The sequence below is a fragment of the Streptomyces sp. NPDC048392 genome, from assembly GCF_043200575.1.
GTDB lineage: Bacteria > Actinomycetota > Actinomycetes > Streptomycetales > Streptomycetaceae > Streptomyces.
The window spans coordinates 1-17,777 of the sequence record NZ_JBICYB010000029.1 but is presented as its reverse complement, the minus strand read 5'-3'; the positions used below and the strand labels follow the sequence as shown (position 1 = coordinate 17,777).

Genomic DNA, 17,777 nt, shown 5'->3' with positions numbered 1-17,777 from the left:
CCCACGCCGCCCGGCGGTACCCGGCCCGGCTTCCTCGGCCGGGCGGCTACTCCTCGACCAGCAGCTTCTCGCGCAGCTGCGCCAGCGTGCGGGCCAGCAGCCGCGACACGTGCATCTGCGAGATGCCGACCTCCTGCGCGATCTGCGACTGGGTCATGTTGCCGAAGAAGCGCAGCAGCAGGATCCGCTTCTCCCGCGGCGGCAGATCCTCAAGCAGCGGCTTCAGCGACTCCCGGTACTCGACCCCCTCAAGGGCCTCGTCCTCGGCGCCGAGGGTGTCGGCGACCGCCGGGGACTCGTCGTCGGTGTCCGGGACGTCCAGCGACAGCGTGGAGTACGCGTTGGCCGACTCCAGGCCCTCCAGGACCTCCTCCTCCGAGATGGACAGCCTCTCGGCGAGCTCGTGGACCGTGGGAGAGCGGCCGTGCAGCTGGGAGAGCTCCGCCGTGGCCGTCGTCAGGGCCAGCCGCAGCTCCTGGAGCCGGCGCGGGACGCGCACCGCCCAGCCCTTGTCCCGGAAGTGCCGTTTGATCTCGCCGACGACCGTGGGGGTGGCGTAGGTGGAGAACTCCACCCCGCGGTCCGGGTCGAAGCGGTCGACCGACTTGATCAGCCCGATGGTGGCGACCTGGGTGAGGTCGTCCAGGGGCTCGCCGCGGTTGCGGAAGCGGCGCGCGAGGTGCTCGACGAGCGGCAGGTGCATCCGGACCAGCCGGTTGCGCAGCTCCGCGTACTCGGGGCTGTCCTTCGTCAGCGTGCGCAGCTCGGCGAACAGGAGGCGTGCACCGCTGCGGTCCTGCGGGTGGTGCCGTGTGCCCTGTGTGCCCCGCGCACCCGGCGCGTGGCCCTCGGAGTGTCGCTCGTGCTCGCTCATCGTCCCGCCCGTCGCCCTTTCCCGAGCCCCCGCCTCCGCTCGGACGGGCCGGACGGGGTGGTCCCCGGTCGGCGGCCCGTCGCCCGGAACGGCGGCCTCGGGCGAGGTCTCGTCCTCCGGATGCGGCCGGGCCTGCTCGGGGATGCCGTCGATGCCGTCCGCCATGCGTCGCGCCTCGTTCGGAGAGCGTGTGCCCTCGGCCGGCAGCTCCCGTGTGCCGCGCTCTTCGTCCCGCACCGGCCCGTCCCCGTCCCTCACGTCGGCCCGGGTCCCGCGCCGCGTTGCTTGTAGAGGCTGATCGAAACGGTTCTGTCCTCGTCCACGGCGGAGGAGACCTTGCCCGCGAGGGCGGACAGCACCGTCCACGCGAAGGTGTCCCGCGACGGGGCGTGGCCGTCCGTGGTCGGGGCCGAGACGGTGACCTCGAGCGAGTCGTCGACGAGGCGGAAGACGCAGCTGAGCACCGAGCCGGGCACGGCCTGCTGAAGCAGGATCGCGCAGGCCTCGTCGACTGCGATGCGCAGGTCCTCGATCTCGTCGAGGGTGAAGTCCAAACGGGCTGCGAGGCCGGCCGTCGCCGTACGCAGCACCGACAGGTAGGCACCCGCGGCCGGCAGCCGGACTTCGACGAAGTCCTGGGTCGCGGGCTCGCCTGCGATCTGGGACACCCTCACCTCCAAGGTGGTACAAGCGTTACCGGGCCGAGGGTCGCCCCTCCGGGTAACGCGATACGTGGTTCAGCGGTGACGTTATCGCGCTCCGAACTTTCCTGTCCCCGAGACCCCAACCCCGGCTGTCACTCATAGTAAACACCTGAACACGCACAGTGGCTAGGGGGTCGACGGGCTCAAATCGGAAGAGCGCGCGCCGGGTTGACGTACCCAGGCGTCAGACGGTCGAACCGTCCCGGGCAGAGGTCACACGAGGACGTGGTCGACGAAGCACCAGCGCCAGCTCTCCCCGGGCTCGAAGGTGCGCATCACCGGGTGACCGGTCTCCTTGTGATGTGCCGTCGCGTGCTGCCTGGGCGAGGAGTCGCAGCAGCCGACGTGACCGCAGACGAGACACAGCCTCAGCTGCACCGGGTCCGTGCCCTCGGCCAGACACTCCGGACAGGTCTCGCCGCACGGCTCGGGTTCCGGGTGCGGCAGCGCGTCGGCGTGCGTGCACTGTTTCATGATTGCCAGGTTACGACGGGCGCGCGGGAGACCGCGCGCGAAAACGAGGGCGGGCGAGGACGATGGACGTGATGCCGCTGCTGTTGCTGGTGGCGGGCAGTGCTGCGATCGCCGCGGCGGGACGGCGCGTACCGGTGCCGGTGCCGCTGCTGCTGGTCGCGGTGGGTCTGGCGGTGAGCTACGTCCCCGGCGTGCCCGACTACACCCTCGACCCGCACATCGTCCTGCCCCTGCTGCTGCCCCCGCTGCTCTACACGGCGGCCACCGACAGCTCCTACCTGGATCTGCGGGCGCAACTGAGGCCCGTGGCGCTGCTTTCCGTGGGCTACGTCCTCTTCGCCACGTTCGTGGTCGGCTGCGCCGCGTACCTCGTCGTGCCGGGCCTGCCGCTGACCGCGGCCCTGGTCCTCGGCGCGGTCGTGGCACCGCCGGACGCCGTCGCCGCCACGGCGGTCGCCCGCCGGGTGGGGCTGCCCTCCCGGATCACCACGATCCTCCAGGGCGAGTCCCTGGTGAACGACGCCACCGCGATCACCGCCTTCAAGGTGGCGCTCGCGGCGGCCGTCGGCGAGGGCGCGACCTGGGCCGGCGGGATCGGCGAGTTCCTGGTGGCCGCGGTGGGCGGCGTCGGCGTCGGGCTGGTGCTGATGGTGCCGCTCCACTGGCTGCGCACGCACCTGAGGGAGGCGCTGCTGCAGAACACGCTCTCCCTGCTGATCCCGTTCGTCGCCTACGCGGTCGCCGAGCAGGTGCACGCCTCCGGGGTGCTCGCGGTGGTGGTCGTGGCGCTCTACCTCGGCCACCGCGCGTGGGAGGTCGACTTCGCCACCCGGCTCCAGGAGGGGGCGGTGTGGAAGATGGTCGCGTTCGTCCTGGAGTCGGCCGTGTTCGCCCTGATCGGCCTCCAGCTGCCCGTCGTCCTCAAGGGCCTGGGGGAGTACGAGGGCGTCGACGCCGCCCGGTACGCGGTCGCCGTCTTCCTCGTGGTCGCCGCGGCGAGATTCGTCTGGGTGTACCCGGCGACCTACCTGCCCCGGTTGTCGGCACGCGTACGCGCGCGCGAGGGCGCGCTTTCCTGGAGGGGGCCGTTCGTGATCGGCTGGGCCGGGATGCGGGGCGTGGTCTCACTGGCCGTCGCCTTCTCCATCCCGCTCACCGTGCACGGCGGCGAACCCTTTCCGGAGCGCAACCTCATCCTGTTCCTCACCTTCACGACGGTCATCGGCACGCTGGTCGTCCAGGGCGTCAGCCTTCCGCCGCTGATCCGCCTGCTGAAGTTCCCCGCACGCGATGTACAGGCCGAGACGCTGGCGGAGGCCAACGCCCAGGCGCAGGCCTCGCGGGCCGCGGAGCAGCGCCTGGACGACCTGCTAGCCGACGAGCGCAACACCTTGCCCGCCCCGCTCGCCGACCGTCTCCGCATGGTCCTGGAGCGCCGCCGCAATGCCGTCTGGGAGCGGCTCGGGCAGGTCAATCCCGTCACCGGCGAGACCGTCGACGACACCTACCGACGGCTTTCCCGGGAGATGATCAGCGCCGAGCGCGAGGTTTTCGTACGGCTGCGGGACGGCCGCTACATCGACGACGAGATGCTGCGGACGCTGCTGCGCCGACTGGATCTCGAGGAGGCGGCGGCGTACCGGGAGGCGACGTGAGCGGGGCGGTGTGCGCGCCGGCGCACACCGCCCCGCTCAGGGGAAGGGCCGGCCCGTCACGACCGCCGCCAGGGTCGTTCCGCGCGGAAAGGCGCCCTCCTCGGCGAGGCGGAGCAGGGCGTACAGCAGCTTGGCGACGTAGGTGCGCTCCAGGGGGAGGCCGTGGCGGCGTTCGAAGTCCTCGGCGAAGGCGTCCAGCTCGGGCGTCGTACGGGCGTAGCCCCCGTGATGGAAGCGGTCGTCGAGGCTCCAGTCGCCGCGTGGCCCGCCGAACGCGCGGTCCTGCAGGCGCCGTATGTCGCCGTCCAGGAAACCGCCCCTGAGGACGGGTATCCCGAGTGACCGGCGCCCCCGCGGCAGTCCGGCGGTCAGCCCGGCGAGCGTGCCGCCGGTGCCGCAGGCGACGGCGGCCACGTCCGCGTGCCCGCCCAGCTCCTCGCCCAGGGCGCGGCAGCCGCGGACGGCCTCCGCGTTGCTGCCGCCCTCGGGGACGACGACCGCGTCCTCGGCGTCCACCGCGCGCAGGAGGGCCGCCAGGGTCTCCGGCTCGGCCTTGCGGCGATACGTCGAGCGGTCGACGAAGTGCAGTCGCATGCCGTCGGCGGCGCACCGGGTCAGTGAGGGGTTGAGTGGCCGTCCGGCCAGTTCCTGACCGCGGACCACGCCCACCGTGGGCAGCCCGAGCAGTCGGCCGGCGGCCGCCGCGGCCCGCAGGTGGTTGGAGTAGGCGCCGCCGAACGTGACGACGGTACGACCGTCCGCGGCGGTGAGATTCGGCGCCAGTTTGCGCCATTTGTTGCCGACCAGCTCGGGGTGGATCAGATCGTCCCGCTTGAGCAGTAACCGGACACCGTGCCGCTCGAACCGCCCGTCGGTCAGCTCCTGTACGGGAGAGGGCAGCCGGGGCCGCAGTGCGGCGAGGTCGCTGGTGTCGGTGCCGGTCACCCCGCCATTGTCACGCCGCCGCGCACAGGGGACACCTCACTTGAGCCGGTCCCGGACCCGCTCCCGCATCGACGCCATCGTGAACCCGCGCGGATCCGCCTTCCCCGGCTGCCACTCCAGGTGGCCGATGACGGACCGCTCGTTCCACCCGTGGTGGCGGCACACGGCCGCGGCGGCCCGCTCGATCGCCTCCAGCTGCACCGCCGGCCAGGGATCCTCGCCGTCGCCCAGGTTCTCGCACTCGAAGCCGTAGAAGTGCCGGTTGCCGTCGGTGTTCGCCTCGTTGTCCCGGGGCAGTGCCTTCTCCGCGATCACCGCGCGCAGGACGTCGTCGTCGCCGAGACCGGCGTGGTTGGCCCTGCCGTATCCGACCAGATGGACCTTGCCGTCCTTGGTGACGACGCCGTGGCACAGGGGGCCCGGCAGACCCTCGTAGCCCTTGCGGCAGATGTCCACCGTCCGTGCACCGCCCCTGGTGACGGTGTGGTGGATCATCACACCGTGCACAGGGCCCCAGGGCCCCTTGTGGTTGCGGTGGTGATCCCGCCAGTCGCCCACCTCGACGACGCTGAGGCCCTCGGCCTTCAGCGCCTTGAGGAAACTGCTCGCGGACATGGGTGAGGCCACGGCCGGCTCCTTCACGCTGTGCGACGACCACCCGGCGCGACCGCCTCGTACGGTGCTTGTACCGAAACGGAGCGCCTCCTATTACTTGTTCGGTCCGTGTGCGAGCCGTTTCGGACAATGCCGTCCGGCCGGCGGCGCCCGGCCGGGCCGCACAAGTCGCCGAGACGCTGGACAAGCCCCCATGCCTGCCCCGGTCGGACCTGATCCATTCCCGCTCTTTCGTGTAATAGCACCGGCACGCTCCGTGAGGAAGGCTGGTCCGTGCACATCGATGCCGGGCGCAGCCGTCCGGCATGACCGGGAGGGCAATTCCTTATGTCGGTAGGCGAAGAGGTCCGCACCGAGCAGACCAGGCCGCAGCAGAGCCTCGGCACGGCGGCCGCGCGGAACCTGGCCACCACCACCAAGTCCGTTCCTCAAATGCAGGAGATCAGCTCGCGCTGGCTGCTGCGCTCGCTCCCCTGGGTGGACATCCAGGGCGGCACGTACCGGGTCAACCGGCGTCTGACCTTCGCCGTCGGGGACGGCCGCGTGACGTTCGTGAAGACGGGCGACCGCGTCGAGGTCATCCCCGCGGAGCTGGGCGAGCTGCCGGCCCTGCGGTCGTACGAGGACGACGAAGTCCTGTCGGAACTCGCGCAGCGCTGTGAGCAGCGGGAGTTCGGCCCCGGTGAGGTGATCGCCTCGTTCGGCGGCCGGGCCGACGAGGTCTACCTGCTGGCACACGGCAGGATCGAGAAGGTCGGCACGGGCCCCTACGGCGACGACGCGGTGCTCGGCGTCCTCGCCGACGGCGCCTACTTCGGCGACCAGGCGCTGCTCGACGGGGACGCCATCTGGGAGTACACCGCCCGCGCGGTCACCGCCTGCACGGTACTCGTGCTGCCCCGCCAGGAGGTGGAGCAGGTCGCGGGGCGGTCGGACTCCCTGCGCGAACACCTGGAGCAGCGGCGTTCGATCCCGGAGCAGCGCACCAACAAGCACGGTGAGAAGGCGATCGACCTCTCCGCCGGTCACAGCGGCGAGCCGGACATCCCGCACACCTTCGTCGACTACGAGGCCCGGCCCCGTGAGTACGAACTGAGCGTCGCCCAGACCGTACTGCGCATCCACTCCCGCGTGGCCGACCTGTACAACCAGCCGATGAACCAGACGGAGCAGCAGATCCGGCTGACCGTCGAGGCGTTGAAGGAACGCCAGGAGCACGAGCTCATCAACAACCGCGAGTTCGGTCTGCTGCACAACTGCGAGTACGACCAGCGGATCCAGCCGCACGACGGCGCGCCCGGTCCGGACGACCTGGACGAACTGCTCAGCCGCCGCCGCGGCACCAAGCTGCTGCTCGCCCACCCGCGCGCCATCGCCGCCATCGGCCGCGAGCTCAACAAGCGCGGACTCGTCCCCGAGACGATCGACGTCGCGGGCAACCGCATCCCGACCTGGCGTGGTGTACCCATCTACCCGTGCAACAAGATCCCGGTCACCGAGGCCCGCACATCATCGATCATCGCGATGCGCACCGGCGAGCAGGACCAGGGGGTCATCGGCCTGCGGGCCACCGGCATCCCGGACGAGATCGAGCCGAGTCTGTCGGTGCGCTTCATGGGCATCAACGAGCAGGCCGTCATCAAGTACCTGGTCACGGCCTACTACTCGGCCGCGGTCCTGGTGCCGGACGCGCTGGGCGTCCTGGAGAACGTCGAGATCGGCCGCTGGCGGTGACGCCACTGCCCCGAACGCCGTGTCCCCGCCCTCCCGGGCGGGTACACCCCGGGGGGACGGACGGGCCCATGGGGAAGGTGAGTCCATGACGGAGACCCGGCGCGGCGCCATCGCGACGCGCCGCCCCACCGAAACGCCGGAAAGGCACGGGCCCATCGGCACACAGCGGGAGAACGAGCCGGAGGTGCCGTCCGAGGGCCGGGGGCCGGGGGCGGCCGAGGGGCACGAGGCGTCGGTGCTCCTGAGGGAGTCGCGGGCGTCGGTCGACCCCGAACTGCGCTCCGCCATCGCGTCGATGCCCCCAGCGATGCGCCGGACCGCGCTCTACCACTTCGGATGGCAGCACGCGGACGGCACGCCCGCGGCCGGCAACGCGGGCAAGGCGATCCGCCCCGCCCTCGTCCTCACCGCCGCGGCCGCACTCGGCGGGCCCGGCGCCCGCGCGGCCGCCGGCCGGGCCGCGGCGGCGGTGGAGCTGGTCCACAACTTCACGCTGCTGCACGACGACGTGATGGACCGGGACGCCACCCGGCGCCATCGGCCGACCGCCTGGACCGTGTTCGGCGTCCCCGACGCGATCCTCGCCGGGGACGCCCTCCAGGCGCTCGCCCTGCGGCTGCTCGCCGCGGACCCGCACCCGGCGTCCGCGGCGGCGGCCACCCGGCTCGCCGACTGCGTCATGGAGCTGTGCGAGGGCCAGCACGCGGACACTGCCATGGAGCGACGCCCGCCGGACGAGGTCACCCTCGACGAGACGCTCGCCATGGCCGAGGCCAAGACGGGTGCACTGCTGGGGTGTGCCTGTGCCCTCGGCGCGCTGTACGCCGGTGCCGCCGCGGAGGACGTCGAGGCCCTGGACGCGTTCGGCCGCGAGGCCGGGCTGGCCTTCCAGCTCATCGACGACGTCATCGGCATATGGGGCGACCCCCGCCACACCGGCAAGCCGGCCGGTGCGGACCTGGCCGCCCGCAAGAAGTCCCTGCCGGTGGTCGCCGCCCTCACCTCCGGCACCCCGGCCGCCGCCGAACTCGCCGAGCTGTACGCGGCACCGTACGAGGAGGACAAGGAGGACCTGGAGCGCACCGCCCTGGCCGTGGAGCGGGCCGGCGGCCGGGACTGGGCGCAGGCCCAGGCGGCCGACCGGATGGCGAGAGCCATGCAGGAACTGACCCGTGCCGTGCCCGACCCGGAGGCGGCGGGCGGCCTGCTCGCGCTGGCCGAGTTCGTGACCCGGCGCAGCTCCTGACGGCCGCAGGACTCCGGAGCCCGTGCAGGGCCGTACGGCACCTGACCGACGTACGGCCGCACCGCCGACGGCTCCGGCCCGGCGGGTCCCGCACTTCCCCACGGTGTGCGGGGCCCGCCTCCTGCCGTCCCAGGCTCCCGGTGCTGCCCCACCCGGCGCGACCGGACACCGGATAGGCTCAACCGCCGTACGGAACAGCGGTGTTGGAGCGAAGGGCGGGCGAGGCATGGGCGTGGCGATCCGGGCCGCGGGCGAGGGGGAGCGGGAACTGGTCGTCCGGCTGCTGGACGAGGCATTCCAGGACGATCCGGTGAGCAGCTGGGTCTTTCCCGGGGAGGAGTACCGCCGCCGGACCCACCACCGGCTCATGGCGGCGTTCGCCGACGCCGTGTTCGCCGACGGGCGCATCGACCTGACCGAGGACGGCGCCGCCTGCGCGCTCTGGCTGCCCGTCCCCGCGGACGGGCCCGCCGGCGCCGGGCCGGACACCGGGTCCGGGGAGGGCGCCGAGGACGGCCCCGCACAGGTGCGCCAGGCCGTCGACCCGGACAACGAACGCGTCGAGCAGATAGCCCGGCTCACGGATGACATCCACCCCTCGGGCCGGGCCCACGAGTACCTGTGGATGATCGGCGTGACACCCGGACGGCAGGGCGAGGGACTGGGCACCGCGCTCATCGGGAGCGCCCTCGACCGCTGCGACCGCGAGGGGCTGGCCGCCTACCTCGAGGCGAGCAGCGCCCGCGGCAGGGTGCTGTACGAACGCCTCGGCTTCGCGTTCACCGGCCGTGCCCTGGATCTGCCGGACGGCCCCCGCATGTGGCCGATGTGGCGAGAGCCGCGGACTCGATAGGCACCTGATCCACTGTCCATGCAACTATTCATACTACTATGTGTGGAGTACTGTGTGCGTAGTGGTCAACAGGAGGAGACCGGTTTGCGCACACTCACGTACTTCATCGCCTGCTCGATCGACGGCTTCATCGGTGGCCCGGACGGCGACGCGTCGTTCATGGTCCCGTTCGTCGACGAGGAGTTCCTGAGGTTCCTGAAGTCGGAGTATCCCGAGACGCTGCCGACCCACGGCCGTCGGCCGCTCGGCATCGACGACCTGCCGAACAAGCGGTTCGACACGATCGTCCAGGGGAGGGCCAGCTACGACCTGGCACTCAAGGAGGGCGTCACCCGTCCTTACGCGCACATGCGCGAGTACGTCGCCTCGCGCACGCTCACCGAGTCGCCCGACCCGGACGTCGAGATCGTTTCGGCGGACCTGGCCGGCAGGGTCCGAGAGCTGAAGGCCGAGGACGGTGCCCTCGGCATCTACCTGTGCGGCGGATCGTCCGTCGCCGGCGAGCTGATCGACGAGGTCGACGAGCTGGTCGTCAAGACCTACCCGGTGGTGCTCGGCACCGGCATGCCGATGTTCGGCTCCGGGTTCGAGGTCTCCGAGTTCGTGGCGGACTCGGTGCGGACCTTCGGCAACGGCGTCATGGTGCGGACGTACCACAGGAAGCGCTGAGCCGCCGCCCGCTCTAACCTGGGGGTATGGACAGCGACACCTACGTCTGTCCCGTTTGCGGACAGCCAGTCGAAGCGGTCGTCCGGCGCCACAAGACGCTGGGCGCGTGGGTACCGGCATGGGTCCCGGGCCCGTGCCGCAACCCGGAGTGCGGGGCGGGCCCCGAGAAGAGCACCCTGGCCGCAGAGGCCGAGGCCGAGGCGCGGCCCGGAACGCCGGAGCGTTCCCGGAAGACGGTCACGGACAACCGCTGACAACGACGACGCCGAAGGGGCCCGGCCGCCGTGGCGGTCGGACCCCTTCGGACTCTTCCGCGGCCTGCGATGGTGCACCGATCGCCGGCCCCGGGTGCTGCCGAGTCGTCAGGCCTTCTTGGTCTCCTAGTAACGGGCCGGGTCGGTGACCTGCGGGGATCATTCCTGCGGAGCGCTGACCTGGCCTTTTGCTGATGGCTGGCGATGGGCCTCGACGGTCCTGATTGGCTGTCCTGCGGACTCTGTGCGGACTGGCCTGCGGGTCGGAGGTAAGTAGCGCTATCCCGCAGAAGCCGCGTGTCCGGGCCAGCTCAGACACGCTTCTAGGATCCTGAGGGATGTTGCTTGATCAGGGCTCGCGAAAGGATGCCAGCCACCTCCTCAGCTCCCGCGTCCAGCGCGGCCAAGCTAGTGGATTCATCTGGCTCGGTTTGCAGCGTGAACGAGCGGCTGTAGGCGCTGAGCTCGGCACGAGTACGTGACTGATGTGGGTTGAATCTGTCGACTTGGGTCATGTTGGGATCAGATACGCCGATTGCCAGAGCAATGCGCTCATCTCGGATCAGGTCCAGTGCGCCGATGAATCTCAGCAGGGAGGTTACTTGCTGGGGCAGCGCGTCGTGATCCAGGATGGATCCCATGTTGTCTTGGGGGAGTGTCGCCCGTAGGGAGACTTGGCCGGATTTATGCAAGCGAACCTCCACCAGCTCTCCGGGCCGAGGAGCATCAAAAAAACGGTGCGGAGTAACGGAGATGCCGACGACTGCCTGCTCTCGGGAACTCGACGCCGCCAAGGCGACGCTGTTCCCGACTGCCCCGGCCCGGCGGATCCGGTCCGCCAGCGAGGTGCCAACCCCTTCCAGTTCTCTTGCCGAGTAGCCCGGAAATTCCACCGGAAGAACATGTAGTTCCAATAGAGGAAGGTTGGTGGCCCCGTCGGCGCCGACCTGGTCGAGGCTCCAGCGCAGAGAAACGGGCTGCGCTAGGGGGGCAAAGGACAACGGGGACCGATCTGACTCCACTTCTTTGACCTTGGCTACGACTTTGGTCATTAGCTCGGCGGTGTTTCGGAATGAATCACGGAACCCGCCAGTGGCGTACGCCTCCACGGTTCTGGCGAAATCCTGCTGGGCGTCCTCGAAGGTGACATCCAATTTCCGGTAAACCCAGCGAGGCTTGCCCGCCGTCTTAGCCGCGACCCATTCATCGTGTGTTGCTGATTGCCCTGTCTCGGGGAAGACGTGCCCGTAGGACGGCCCGAGCAGGAAGACGCAAACATCCGCGGAGTCGAGGGCGGCCAGGCATGCCTGCCTGCTGGGCGTGGCCTGCGCTGAGAAGTCCTCGAACAGGACGGGAGTGTGTCCAACTGCGCGAATGAGGCCAGGCAGCGCGTCGCGCTCCTCCTCCAGTCCCCTACGGACGCTGCTGATGAAGATTCTCACGCTACGGTATCTCCATTGCTGAAGGGTTCGTTGAAGCGAACCAAGTGGCCAATGAGTTGCCTGGGGTAAGGAGTTGCTTTATGGCTGAAGTCTCGGATGAGGCGATACGTGCTTACTGGAAGGAGCACCGGGAGCAGCTACGGCAGTGCGAGACTCAACGCTCGTCACTGAGCAGCCTTCTCCTCGTTATCACGGCTGCCTTGAGTGCTCTCATTGTCCAGCAGAAGTTCTCGACGTACGTCATGCCTCTGTGTCTTTTCGTGGCTATGACTGGAGGATACGGGGCGCTGGCGGTCTCTAAATACTTCGAACGGGCGTCCTATCACCTCTCTCAGGCGCGAGCCTTGACCAATGACTTGGTGGAGCTGGGCGTCCTGGTTTCCGACGAAAGGCTGATAAGCGCTAGAGCTGATCACTACCGTCGTTTCCCGCGCCTGCATCGCATTCGTCTTCATCGCTTGTGGGTGATTCTTCACCTCGCCATAGCCCTGTACGGCCTTTGTCTCCTCAGCATATGTGTGGCCGTGGCGTGACGCCCGGTATTCGTGCGCTTTTCCGATGGGGCATCGGTGACCGTTTCAGCTCATCATGTGCAAACCCTTATCCCCAGCCGTCGAGGGAGACTTCCGGACCATCCATGAGGTAGCGGTGGATGGCACTCGCGGTTGTGCTCACGAAATCAGCAGGAATGGCATCGGTGTCGATCCAGCAAACTTGGGTGTGCTTGCGTGGCTCGCGATTCTCGGGCTCGCCGACCCACTCGTGAGCGGCGAAGACGACGGTGAGGAAGCCGTTGGGGGCTTCGACACCCCAGGCTCCGTGGATGATGTGGGCGACCTTGAGGGACTCGGGCTGCACCCTGAGACCGGTTTCCTCGTAGAGCTCGCGGACTGCGGTCTCCGTGATGGGTTCGCCAGGTTCGCTCTTGCCCACGGGGAGGTCCCACATGCCCTGGGCGAACTTGGCGTTCTCGCTGCGCTGGAGGAGGACGACGCGGTTGGTGGCCTTGTCGTGGACGATGACTGCGGCGACCAGCAGGGTCATGGATTCGAGGGCTGGCTTGAGGGCCTTCGGCTGGTCGTCGGTTTGCTGGGCCACGGGGTTCCCTTCGTCGGGCGGGTTGTTGGGCATGTTAGGCGAGGGCTTCGCGGGCTCGGCGGGCGAGATCGGCCGCGCCAGGGACTCGCCGGTGCTGGTAGACCGCGAGGGTGGAGCGGATCGAGGAGATGGCCTTGCGCGTCCGGTCGGAGGTCATGCCCTCCATGAGGATCAGGGCCTGGGCCCAGGCGGCGACGGCTTCGTCGGCGCGGGCCTGGACGGCGAGGCTGTCGCCGAGGTCGGCGTGGGTGAGAGCGTGGACGCGCTTGTACTTCACGGGGTCCCAGCGGGTGAGGGCGTCGCGGTGCTGCTGCTCGGTGCCGATGTGGTCGGCGAGATCGGTCAGGGTACGGGCGGTGTGGCTGGCCACGGTGCCGGCGGCGGGGCCGCTCACGCGGGAGTAGCTGGGCTGCGGGGCGTCGTCGCGTAGGAGGGCATCCTCGGCGGCAAGCAGGGCGCGTGCGGCTGATGCGCCCTCCTCCGTGGCCGCGTAGGCGCGGGCATGTGTGATGTGGAGGAGAGCTTCCGTCTGGCCGTCGACGTGGCCGAGGCCCAGGCGTAGGGCGCCTTCGACGAGATCGACGCAGTGATGGGGCTGCTTGAGGCTCAGCGCCTGGTGGGCGAGGGCGCGCATCATCCAGGCGGCGTGGCCTTGGGGGTCGGCTTCGCAGGCGAGCTGGTAGCCGACCTGGTAGTAGCGCTGGGCGGCGCCTTCCTGACCGAGGTCGTGGTGCTTCCATCCGGCCAGGTAGGCGAGTTCGGCGACGGCTCCGAAGGCGGTCCGGCGTAAGACTTCGCTGGGGAAGCGTCCGCGCAGCATAGGGGCGGCGGTGTCGGCGAGGTAGGCGCAGACGGTGGTCAGACCGTGCCCGCCGCCGAGGCGTTCGTCGGCGGCGCTGAAGGCGGTGGTGATCTGGCGTACGACGTCCACGTCCTCCGCGCCGACGAGGGACGTGCCGGTGCGGGCGCGGAGCATGCGGGCGGTGGCTTCGTGGTCGTGGCTGAGGGGCATGGCGACGCCGGCGGTGGTGAAGGCTGCGATGGCGAGGAAGCGGCGGCGTTCGACGTCGGCGCGGCCCAGGTCGGTGACGGCGAGGACCGGATCGGCCTCCGCCGGCTCTTCGGCATCACCGGCATACAGACCGATCTCGGTCCGGGTGATCGGGCGTCCTGCTCGCCGGGACAGCGCCTCGGCCAGGTACTGACCCACCTGCCCTGACGGGGCTCGGCTGCCGTTCACCCAGTGCGAGACGGCCGACTTGTTGGTCTGGAGCATCTCGCCGTTCTCGGCGGCCACGCGACGCACGTCCCTCGCGAGCGCCTCGTAGGTGCATCCTGCCGCGCTGATGGCATCCCGCAGACGGGAGTTGGGATCTCTCTGCCCCGCCACGACCACCTCCCCACCGGAGCTGTAAACCGCGTATACCGCTTCAACTGCCCACCACCGTACCCACTGAGCGTGACCAACGGTTCACTTATCAGCAGCCGCCCGGAACGGCGTGACCGTGATCCAGGCTCCCCCTTGGTCCGGGCGGCACCCCGAAGTTCCGTACGCCCATGCCGGGTTCTGGCACTCCTGTGTCCGGACCCGGCCGATCAGAGACGGAGACACGGTGACCACCATCGACACCACGGCCATCACGGTCGAACTGCCCGAGGCGTTCGACCCGCGCTGGAGCCGCCTGCCCGGCATCCAGGTCGACGGCCGGCGCATCACCATCGACCCGGCCGAGTACTTCTTCCGCTTCGAGTCGAACACATGGCTCGTCGCCGACTGGGAGCTGGTCGAGACCCAGCTCCTGGACGTGAACGAGACGACCGAGAGTGCGGTCGAGCAGCTCGCGCTCGACTTCAATAAGCACCACGGCGAGTCCACGTCCGACGCGGCCCGCGTGCTGGCCACCGCGTACGAGGTGTACGCGTACCTGTTCCGCGAGGAGCACCTCGCCGGCCTCGGTCTCCCGCGGATCACCGCCGACCACCTGCGGATGCTCCGTGAGGCGGCCACGCTGATGGCGCTCAACAAGGTCGAGCTGGACGGGCGCATCTCCAACGTCGGTCCGTGCTGGTTCTTCCCCGCCGCCACCTCCGTCGTCTTCGACCTGGACGACGAGATGGGCGGGATGCTCGACGAGGTGTACCACGGTGCCTGGTTCAACGAGCACCGGCGCATCGAGTCGATCAAGGCCCACGCCGCGCTCGGGGGACGGCTCGTGCACGGCTGCCAGTCCGTGCCGGACCAGTCCGGGGGAGTGGTCGCGCCCTACGGTGCCGCGATGGCCAGGTTCCGTGACGACCTCGCCGCGTTCAAGGCGGGCTGGATCGAGCAGGTCTACGCCCACCGCGTGAACCCCGCCGCGTAACCCACCCGATCAGGCTCCGGGGCGGGCCGGCCTCCCTCGCCCGCCCCGGACGCCACTATCCCTCGGAGCCCTCACATGACCACGAACCCCAGCGCCGAACTCCTCGACAACCTGCTCACCGCGACCGGCCAGCCCGCTGCCCGACGGGAGGAGGTGCGGGTGTGGTCCATGTCCGGCGTCGAGCGCATCACCTTCCCCGACGGCTCCACGGCCATCTTCAAGTGCGCCAAGAAGCCCTTCGACAGCGAGGACCAGGCCCTTCGCCTGGCCCGCACCCTTGGCGTCCCCGTGCCCCAGCTCCACACCTCCGCCGTTCTCGATGCCTGGCTCGGCATGCTCATGGAAGACCTCGGGCCGTCCGCCCGCGATGCCGACGACCTCGACGGCGTCGCTGCGGCTGTGGTCCTGCACAGCACCCGTACGGCTTCCGCCCTGCCGGTTCTCGACCAGGAGCGGCTGCGTACGCTGCCCGTCCGAGCGCTGGAGCACCTCGACCGACTACGCAAGGCCGACCGATGGCAGGACGCCGACGACGTCGAGGATGCTCTCGACCGGATTGCCCAGGCCGCCGAGGTCCGCTCGGCCGGAGCGACGCTGGCGCCCTTCGGATGGGTGCACTCGGAGTTTCACCCCACCAGCCTGCACGTCGGCGAGCGCGGGTGGAGGCTGCTCGACTTCGCCCGCGCCTTCACCGGCCCCGGCCTGCTGGACCTCGCTAGTTGGCACGGGACCATCGAGCCCCCGCATCCCCTGCGGCTGCGCGTCTTCCTGGAGCAGTACGTCGTTGCCGGAGGCACCCCGGACGCGCTCACCCCACGCGGCGGGCTGACCGCCGAGAACTGGGCCCTGGGCTGGCACCGCATGTGGGCCGTGGAGTGGTTCATGGAGCAGTCGGTTCGCTGGATCAACGACCCGGCCACTGACCCCAGCTACATCAAGGTCGTCCGCCGACACCTCACCGACGTGCTCCACCTCCTGGAGATCTGACGTGCTCGCCCAGACCTCGCCGTGGTACGCCCATGCCATCCAGCGCACCGCCGCCGAGCTCGCCGAACCTCTGGCGGTACCCGCCCGGATGGAATGGACCACGAGCCCCTGCCTGGGCCCCGCCGCCGAGATCCTCGGCCCGGACCTGCGCGGCAAGCGACTCCTGGAACTCGGCTGCGGCCCCGGCCACAACGCCGCCCACCTCGCCACGCGCCACGGTGCTCACGTCACCGGCGTCGACTTCGTCGGCCTCCAGGTCCGCCGCGCCCGCTCCCACTACGGACGACTGAACAACCTCACCTTCGTCGCTGGGCACGCCCTGCACTACCTGCACGCCTCCGACGAGCAGTTCGACGCGATCTTCTCCGTCTTCGGTGCCGTGGGGCTCGTCGCCCCCGAGCTCCTTCTGCCGGCTATCGCCCAGCGCCTCAAGCCCGGTCGGGTGCTCGCCTTCTCCGTTCCCCACCCGCAGCGCGGCGGTCGCATCGCTTCCAGCGATGACCGCCCTCGCCGCGACTTCGTCACCCTGCCAGACCGCACCCGTCTTCCCATCGCCCGCTGGGAGTTCGACGCCTACCGCTGGGAGCGGCACCTCAGCCGGACCGGCTTCCGCCTCACCTCCGCACAGGAGTTCCACGACCTGCGCATGAGCCGCTCGCCCGCCACTCTGCTGATCCGCGCCCACAGGCTCTGACCGCTGGAGGAACCGATGCGCCCGCCCTACCTGCTCCTCGATGTCGACGGCGTCCTCATACCCTTCCCCGACGCGAACGGCGCGACCCCGGCCACCCACACTCGCCACGACGTAATCCCCGAAGGCCGGAACGCCGACAACCCGGTCACGGTCTGGCTCAACCCCGAGCACGGCCGCCTTCTCATGGACATCATCCGCACCGGGCTGTTCACCCCGGTCTGGTGCACCAGTTGGCGGCAGGACGCCGTCACTCTCATCGGTCCTCTCCTGGGTCTGCCAGACCTGCCGTATGTCGACCTCCCACGCCCACAGATCACCACCAGCCACCCCAACGGCTACCTGTGGAAGCGCGATCACGTCGATACGTGGCTGGACGGCGCCCCCGCTGTCTGGATCGACGACGACTTCACAAACCTCGACCACGCCTGGGCAGCGCGGCGCACCGCACAAGGAAAGGAGACCCTCCTTCTGCAACCCGACCCTTACCTCGGGCTGCAACCGGAGCACCTGGTAGAGGTCACGAGATGGGCACCTTCCGTTGTTCCCAGCCTGCGCTGCCAAGCCCGAACTGATCCCTACTCTCTCCACGGCCGCACTTGCTGCTGCACCGGTAGTCCGGCTCCAGTGCATCGGTGAGGACGGGGGTGACCTCGCCGAGGGAGCTGGTAGTAGCCCGTCGACACGGCCACGAACAGCACTGCATCCGGAGCCGGAAGTTGTTATGGGTGAAATATGCCAGAGCGAACTGGCGCGCAGGGGGCGCGCGTCCTCAACTTTGCACCTACGGGACAGAGTTGAGGATTGACAGTTGCTGTGAACGGCCTTCACCCTTGACCGGTAAATGTGAATGCCGTTCACGGGGAGATGTCATGGGAGGCACACCCGAGGCGGAGGACCAGCTCGTCGGACTGTTCGAAGTGGCGGAGATGGCGGGGGTCGGCCGGACGGCTGTCGCGAACTGGCGGACCCGCGACAAGCGCTTCCCCGTTCCCATCGCAGACCTTCGTAGCGGTCCGGTCTTCCGGGCAAGTCAGATTCGGCGCTACCTCAAGCAGAGGAAGAAGCACATGGCTAATACTCCAGCTGTAGATCGTGATCTTCATGTCTGGGCGGCTTGTCGCTGGTAGTGGCTGGCCTGGGATCGGGCCTGGTGGCGGCGGCGCCAGTGGG

Annotated in this window: 19 protein-coding genes; 11 read left to right on the top strand and 8 right to left on the bottom strand. The window is 69.7% G+C overall.

The features are described 5' to 3' along the window. Positions 1–46: 46 nt before the first annotated feature. The 3 genes from ACGFYH_RS28730 to ACGFYH_RS28720 form a co-directional block, all read right to left on the bottom strand. A complete protein-coding gene (locus ACGFYH_RS28730) occupies positions 47–1,132 on the bottom strand; it encodes an RNA polymerase sigma factor SigF (protein WP_393806086.1) in 1,086 nt (361 codons plus the stop codon). Continuing rightward, positions 1,129–1,542 (bottom strand): anti-sigma regulatory factor, encoded by a 414-nt coding sequence (locus ACGFYH_RS28725; protein WP_351995178.1) that lies wholly within the window; start codon positions 1,540–1,542, stop codon positions 1,129–1,131. The genes ACGFYH_RS28730 and ACGFYH_RS28725 overlap by 4 nt, the downstream gene beginning before the upstream one ends. Before the next feature lie 249 nt (positions 1,543–1,791). Next, the gene (locus ACGFYH_RS28720) at positions 1,792–2,052 is read right to left on the bottom strand and encodes a UBP-type zinc finger domain-containing protein (protein WP_271320307.1); all 261 of its coding nucleotides are present in this window, start codon (positions 2,050–2,052) and stop codon (positions 1,792–1,794) included. 62 nt (positions 2,053–2,114) lie between these two features. Between ACGFYH_RS28720 and ACGFYH_RS28715 the strand changes: the two genes are divergently transcribed. Then, entirely contained in the window at positions 2,115–3,707 is a 1,593-nt protein-coding gene (locus ACGFYH_RS28715; protein ID WP_393806085.1) for a Na+/H+ antiporter, read from the top strand. 36 nt (positions 3,708–3,743) lie between these two features. Here the strand turns inward: ACGFYH_RS28715 and ACGFYH_RS28710 are convergent, their stop codons facing one another. Continuing rightward, the gene (locus ACGFYH_RS28710; RefSeq protein ID WP_393806084.1) at positions 3,744–4,652 is read right to left on the bottom strand and encodes a 1-aminocyclopropane-1-carboxylate deaminase/D-cysteine desulfhydrase; all 909 of its coding nucleotides are present in this window, start codon (positions 4,650–4,652) and stop codon (positions 3,744–3,746) included. Between the two features lie 36 nt (positions 4,653–4,688). Next, complete coding sequence (locus ACGFYH_RS28705; protein ID WP_393806138.1) at positions 4,689–5,267, bottom strand: N-acetylmuramoyl-L-alanine amidase; 579 nt, start codon at positions 5,265–5,267, stop codon at positions 4,689–4,691. Positions 5,268–5,594: 327 nt separating this feature from the next. Here ACGFYH_RS28705 and ACGFYH_RS28700 point away from each other — a divergent pair, with 327 nt between their 5' ends. The 5 genes from ACGFYH_RS28700 (at position 5,595) to ACGFYH_RS28680 (ending at position 10,023) form a co-directional block, all read left to right on the top strand. Then, positions 5,595–7,001, top strand: a complete 1,407-nt coding sequence (locus ACGFYH_RS28700) for a family 2B encapsulin nanocompartment shell protein (protein ID WP_393806083.1) — start codon at positions 5,595–5,597, stop codon at positions 6,999–7,001. A gap of 85 nt (positions 7,002–7,086) precedes the next feature. After that, positions 7,087–8,247 (top strand): family 2 encapsulin nanocompartment cargo protein polyprenyl transferase, encoded by a 1,161-nt coding sequence (locus ACGFYH_RS28695; protein ID WP_393806082.1) that lies wholly within the window; start codon positions 7,087–7,089, stop codon positions 8,245–8,247. Positions 8,248–8,473: 226 nt separating this feature from the next. Then, complete coding sequence (locus ACGFYH_RS28690) at positions 8,474–9,100, top strand: GNAT family N-acetyltransferase (protein ID WP_393806081.1); 627 nt, start codon at positions 8,474–8,476, stop codon at positions 9,098–9,100. An 84-nt stretch (positions 9,101–9,184) separates the two neighbouring features. After that, positions 9,185–9,769 (top strand): dihydrofolate reductase family protein, encoded by a 585-nt coding sequence (locus ACGFYH_RS28685; RefSeq protein WP_393806080.1) that lies wholly within the window; start codon positions 9,185–9,187, stop codon positions 9,767–9,769. 26 nt (positions 9,770–9,795) lie between these two features. Beyond that, positions 9,796–10,023, top strand: coding sequence for a hypothetical protein (locus ACGFYH_RS28680; RefSeq protein ID WP_393806079.1), 228 nt, complete (start codon positions 9,796–9,798; stop codon positions 10,021–10,023). Positions 10,024–10,346: 323 nt separating this feature from the next. Here ACGFYH_RS28680 and ACGFYH_RS28675 read toward each other — a convergent pair whose 3' ends face one another. Next, positions 10,347–11,465, bottom strand: coding sequence for a DUF4062 domain-containing protein (locus tag ACGFYH_RS28675; protein WP_326443059.1), 1,119 nt, complete (start codon positions 11,463–11,465; stop codon positions 10,347–10,349). 80 nt (positions 11,466–11,545) lie between these two features. Here ACGFYH_RS28675 and ACGFYH_RS28670 point away from each other — a divergent pair, with 80 nt between their 5' ends. Further along, positions 11,546–11,998, top strand: coding sequence for a hypothetical protein (locus ACGFYH_RS28670; RefSeq protein ID WP_393806078.1), 453 nt, complete (start codon positions 11,546–11,548; stop codon positions 11,996–11,998). A gap of 67 nt (positions 11,999–12,065) precedes the next feature. On the opposite strand, the gene ACGFYH_RS28665 is transcribed toward ACGFYH_RS28670, so the two are convergent. Together ACGFYH_RS28665 and ACGFYH_RS28660 are read right to left on the bottom strand one after the other, a co-directional pair. Continuing rightward, positions 12,066–12,596, bottom strand: coding sequence for an NUDIX domain-containing protein (locus tag ACGFYH_RS28665; RefSeq protein ID WP_393806077.1), 531 nt, complete (start codon positions 12,594–12,596; stop codon positions 12,066–12,068). A 1-nt stretch (position 12,597) separates the two neighbouring features. Then, complete coding sequence (locus ACGFYH_RS28660) at positions 12,598–13,953, bottom strand: tetratricopeptide repeat protein (RefSeq protein WP_393806076.1); 1,356 nt, start codon at positions 13,951–13,953, stop codon at positions 12,598–12,600. Between the two features lie 223 nt (positions 13,954–14,176). Here ACGFYH_RS28660 and ACGFYH_RS28655 point away from each other — a divergent pair, with 223 nt between their 5' ends. From ACGFYH_RS28655 to ACGFYH_RS28640, 4 genes are all read left to right on the top strand, one after another. Next, positions 14,177–14,926 (top strand): hypothetical protein, encoded by a 750-nt coding sequence (locus ACGFYH_RS28655; RefSeq protein WP_393806075.1) that lies wholly within the window; start codon positions 14,177–14,179, stop codon positions 14,924–14,926. A 75-nt stretch (positions 14,927–15,001) separates the two neighbouring features. Continuing rightward, the gene (locus ACGFYH_RS28650) at positions 15,002–15,913 is read left to right on the top strand and encodes a phosphotransferase family protein (protein ID WP_393806074.1); all 912 of its coding nucleotides are present in this window, start codon (positions 15,002–15,004) and stop codon (positions 15,911–15,913) included. 1 nt (position 15,914) lies between these two features. Beyond that, the gene (locus tag ACGFYH_RS28645; RefSeq protein WP_393806073.1) at positions 15,915–16,607 is read left to right on the top strand and encodes a class I SAM-dependent methyltransferase; all 693 of its coding nucleotides are present in this window, start codon (positions 15,915–15,917) and stop codon (positions 16,605–16,607) included. A gap of 15 nt (positions 16,608–16,622) precedes the next feature. Continuing rightward, positions 16,623–17,243 carry an HAD domain-containing protein gene (locus ACGFYH_RS28640; protein ID WP_393806072.1) on the top strand — a complete coding sequence of 207 codons (621 nt, stop codon included), beginning with the start codon at positions 16,623–16,625 and terminating at the stop codon, positions 17,241–17,243. Positions 17,244–17,777: the final 534 nt, after the last annotated feature.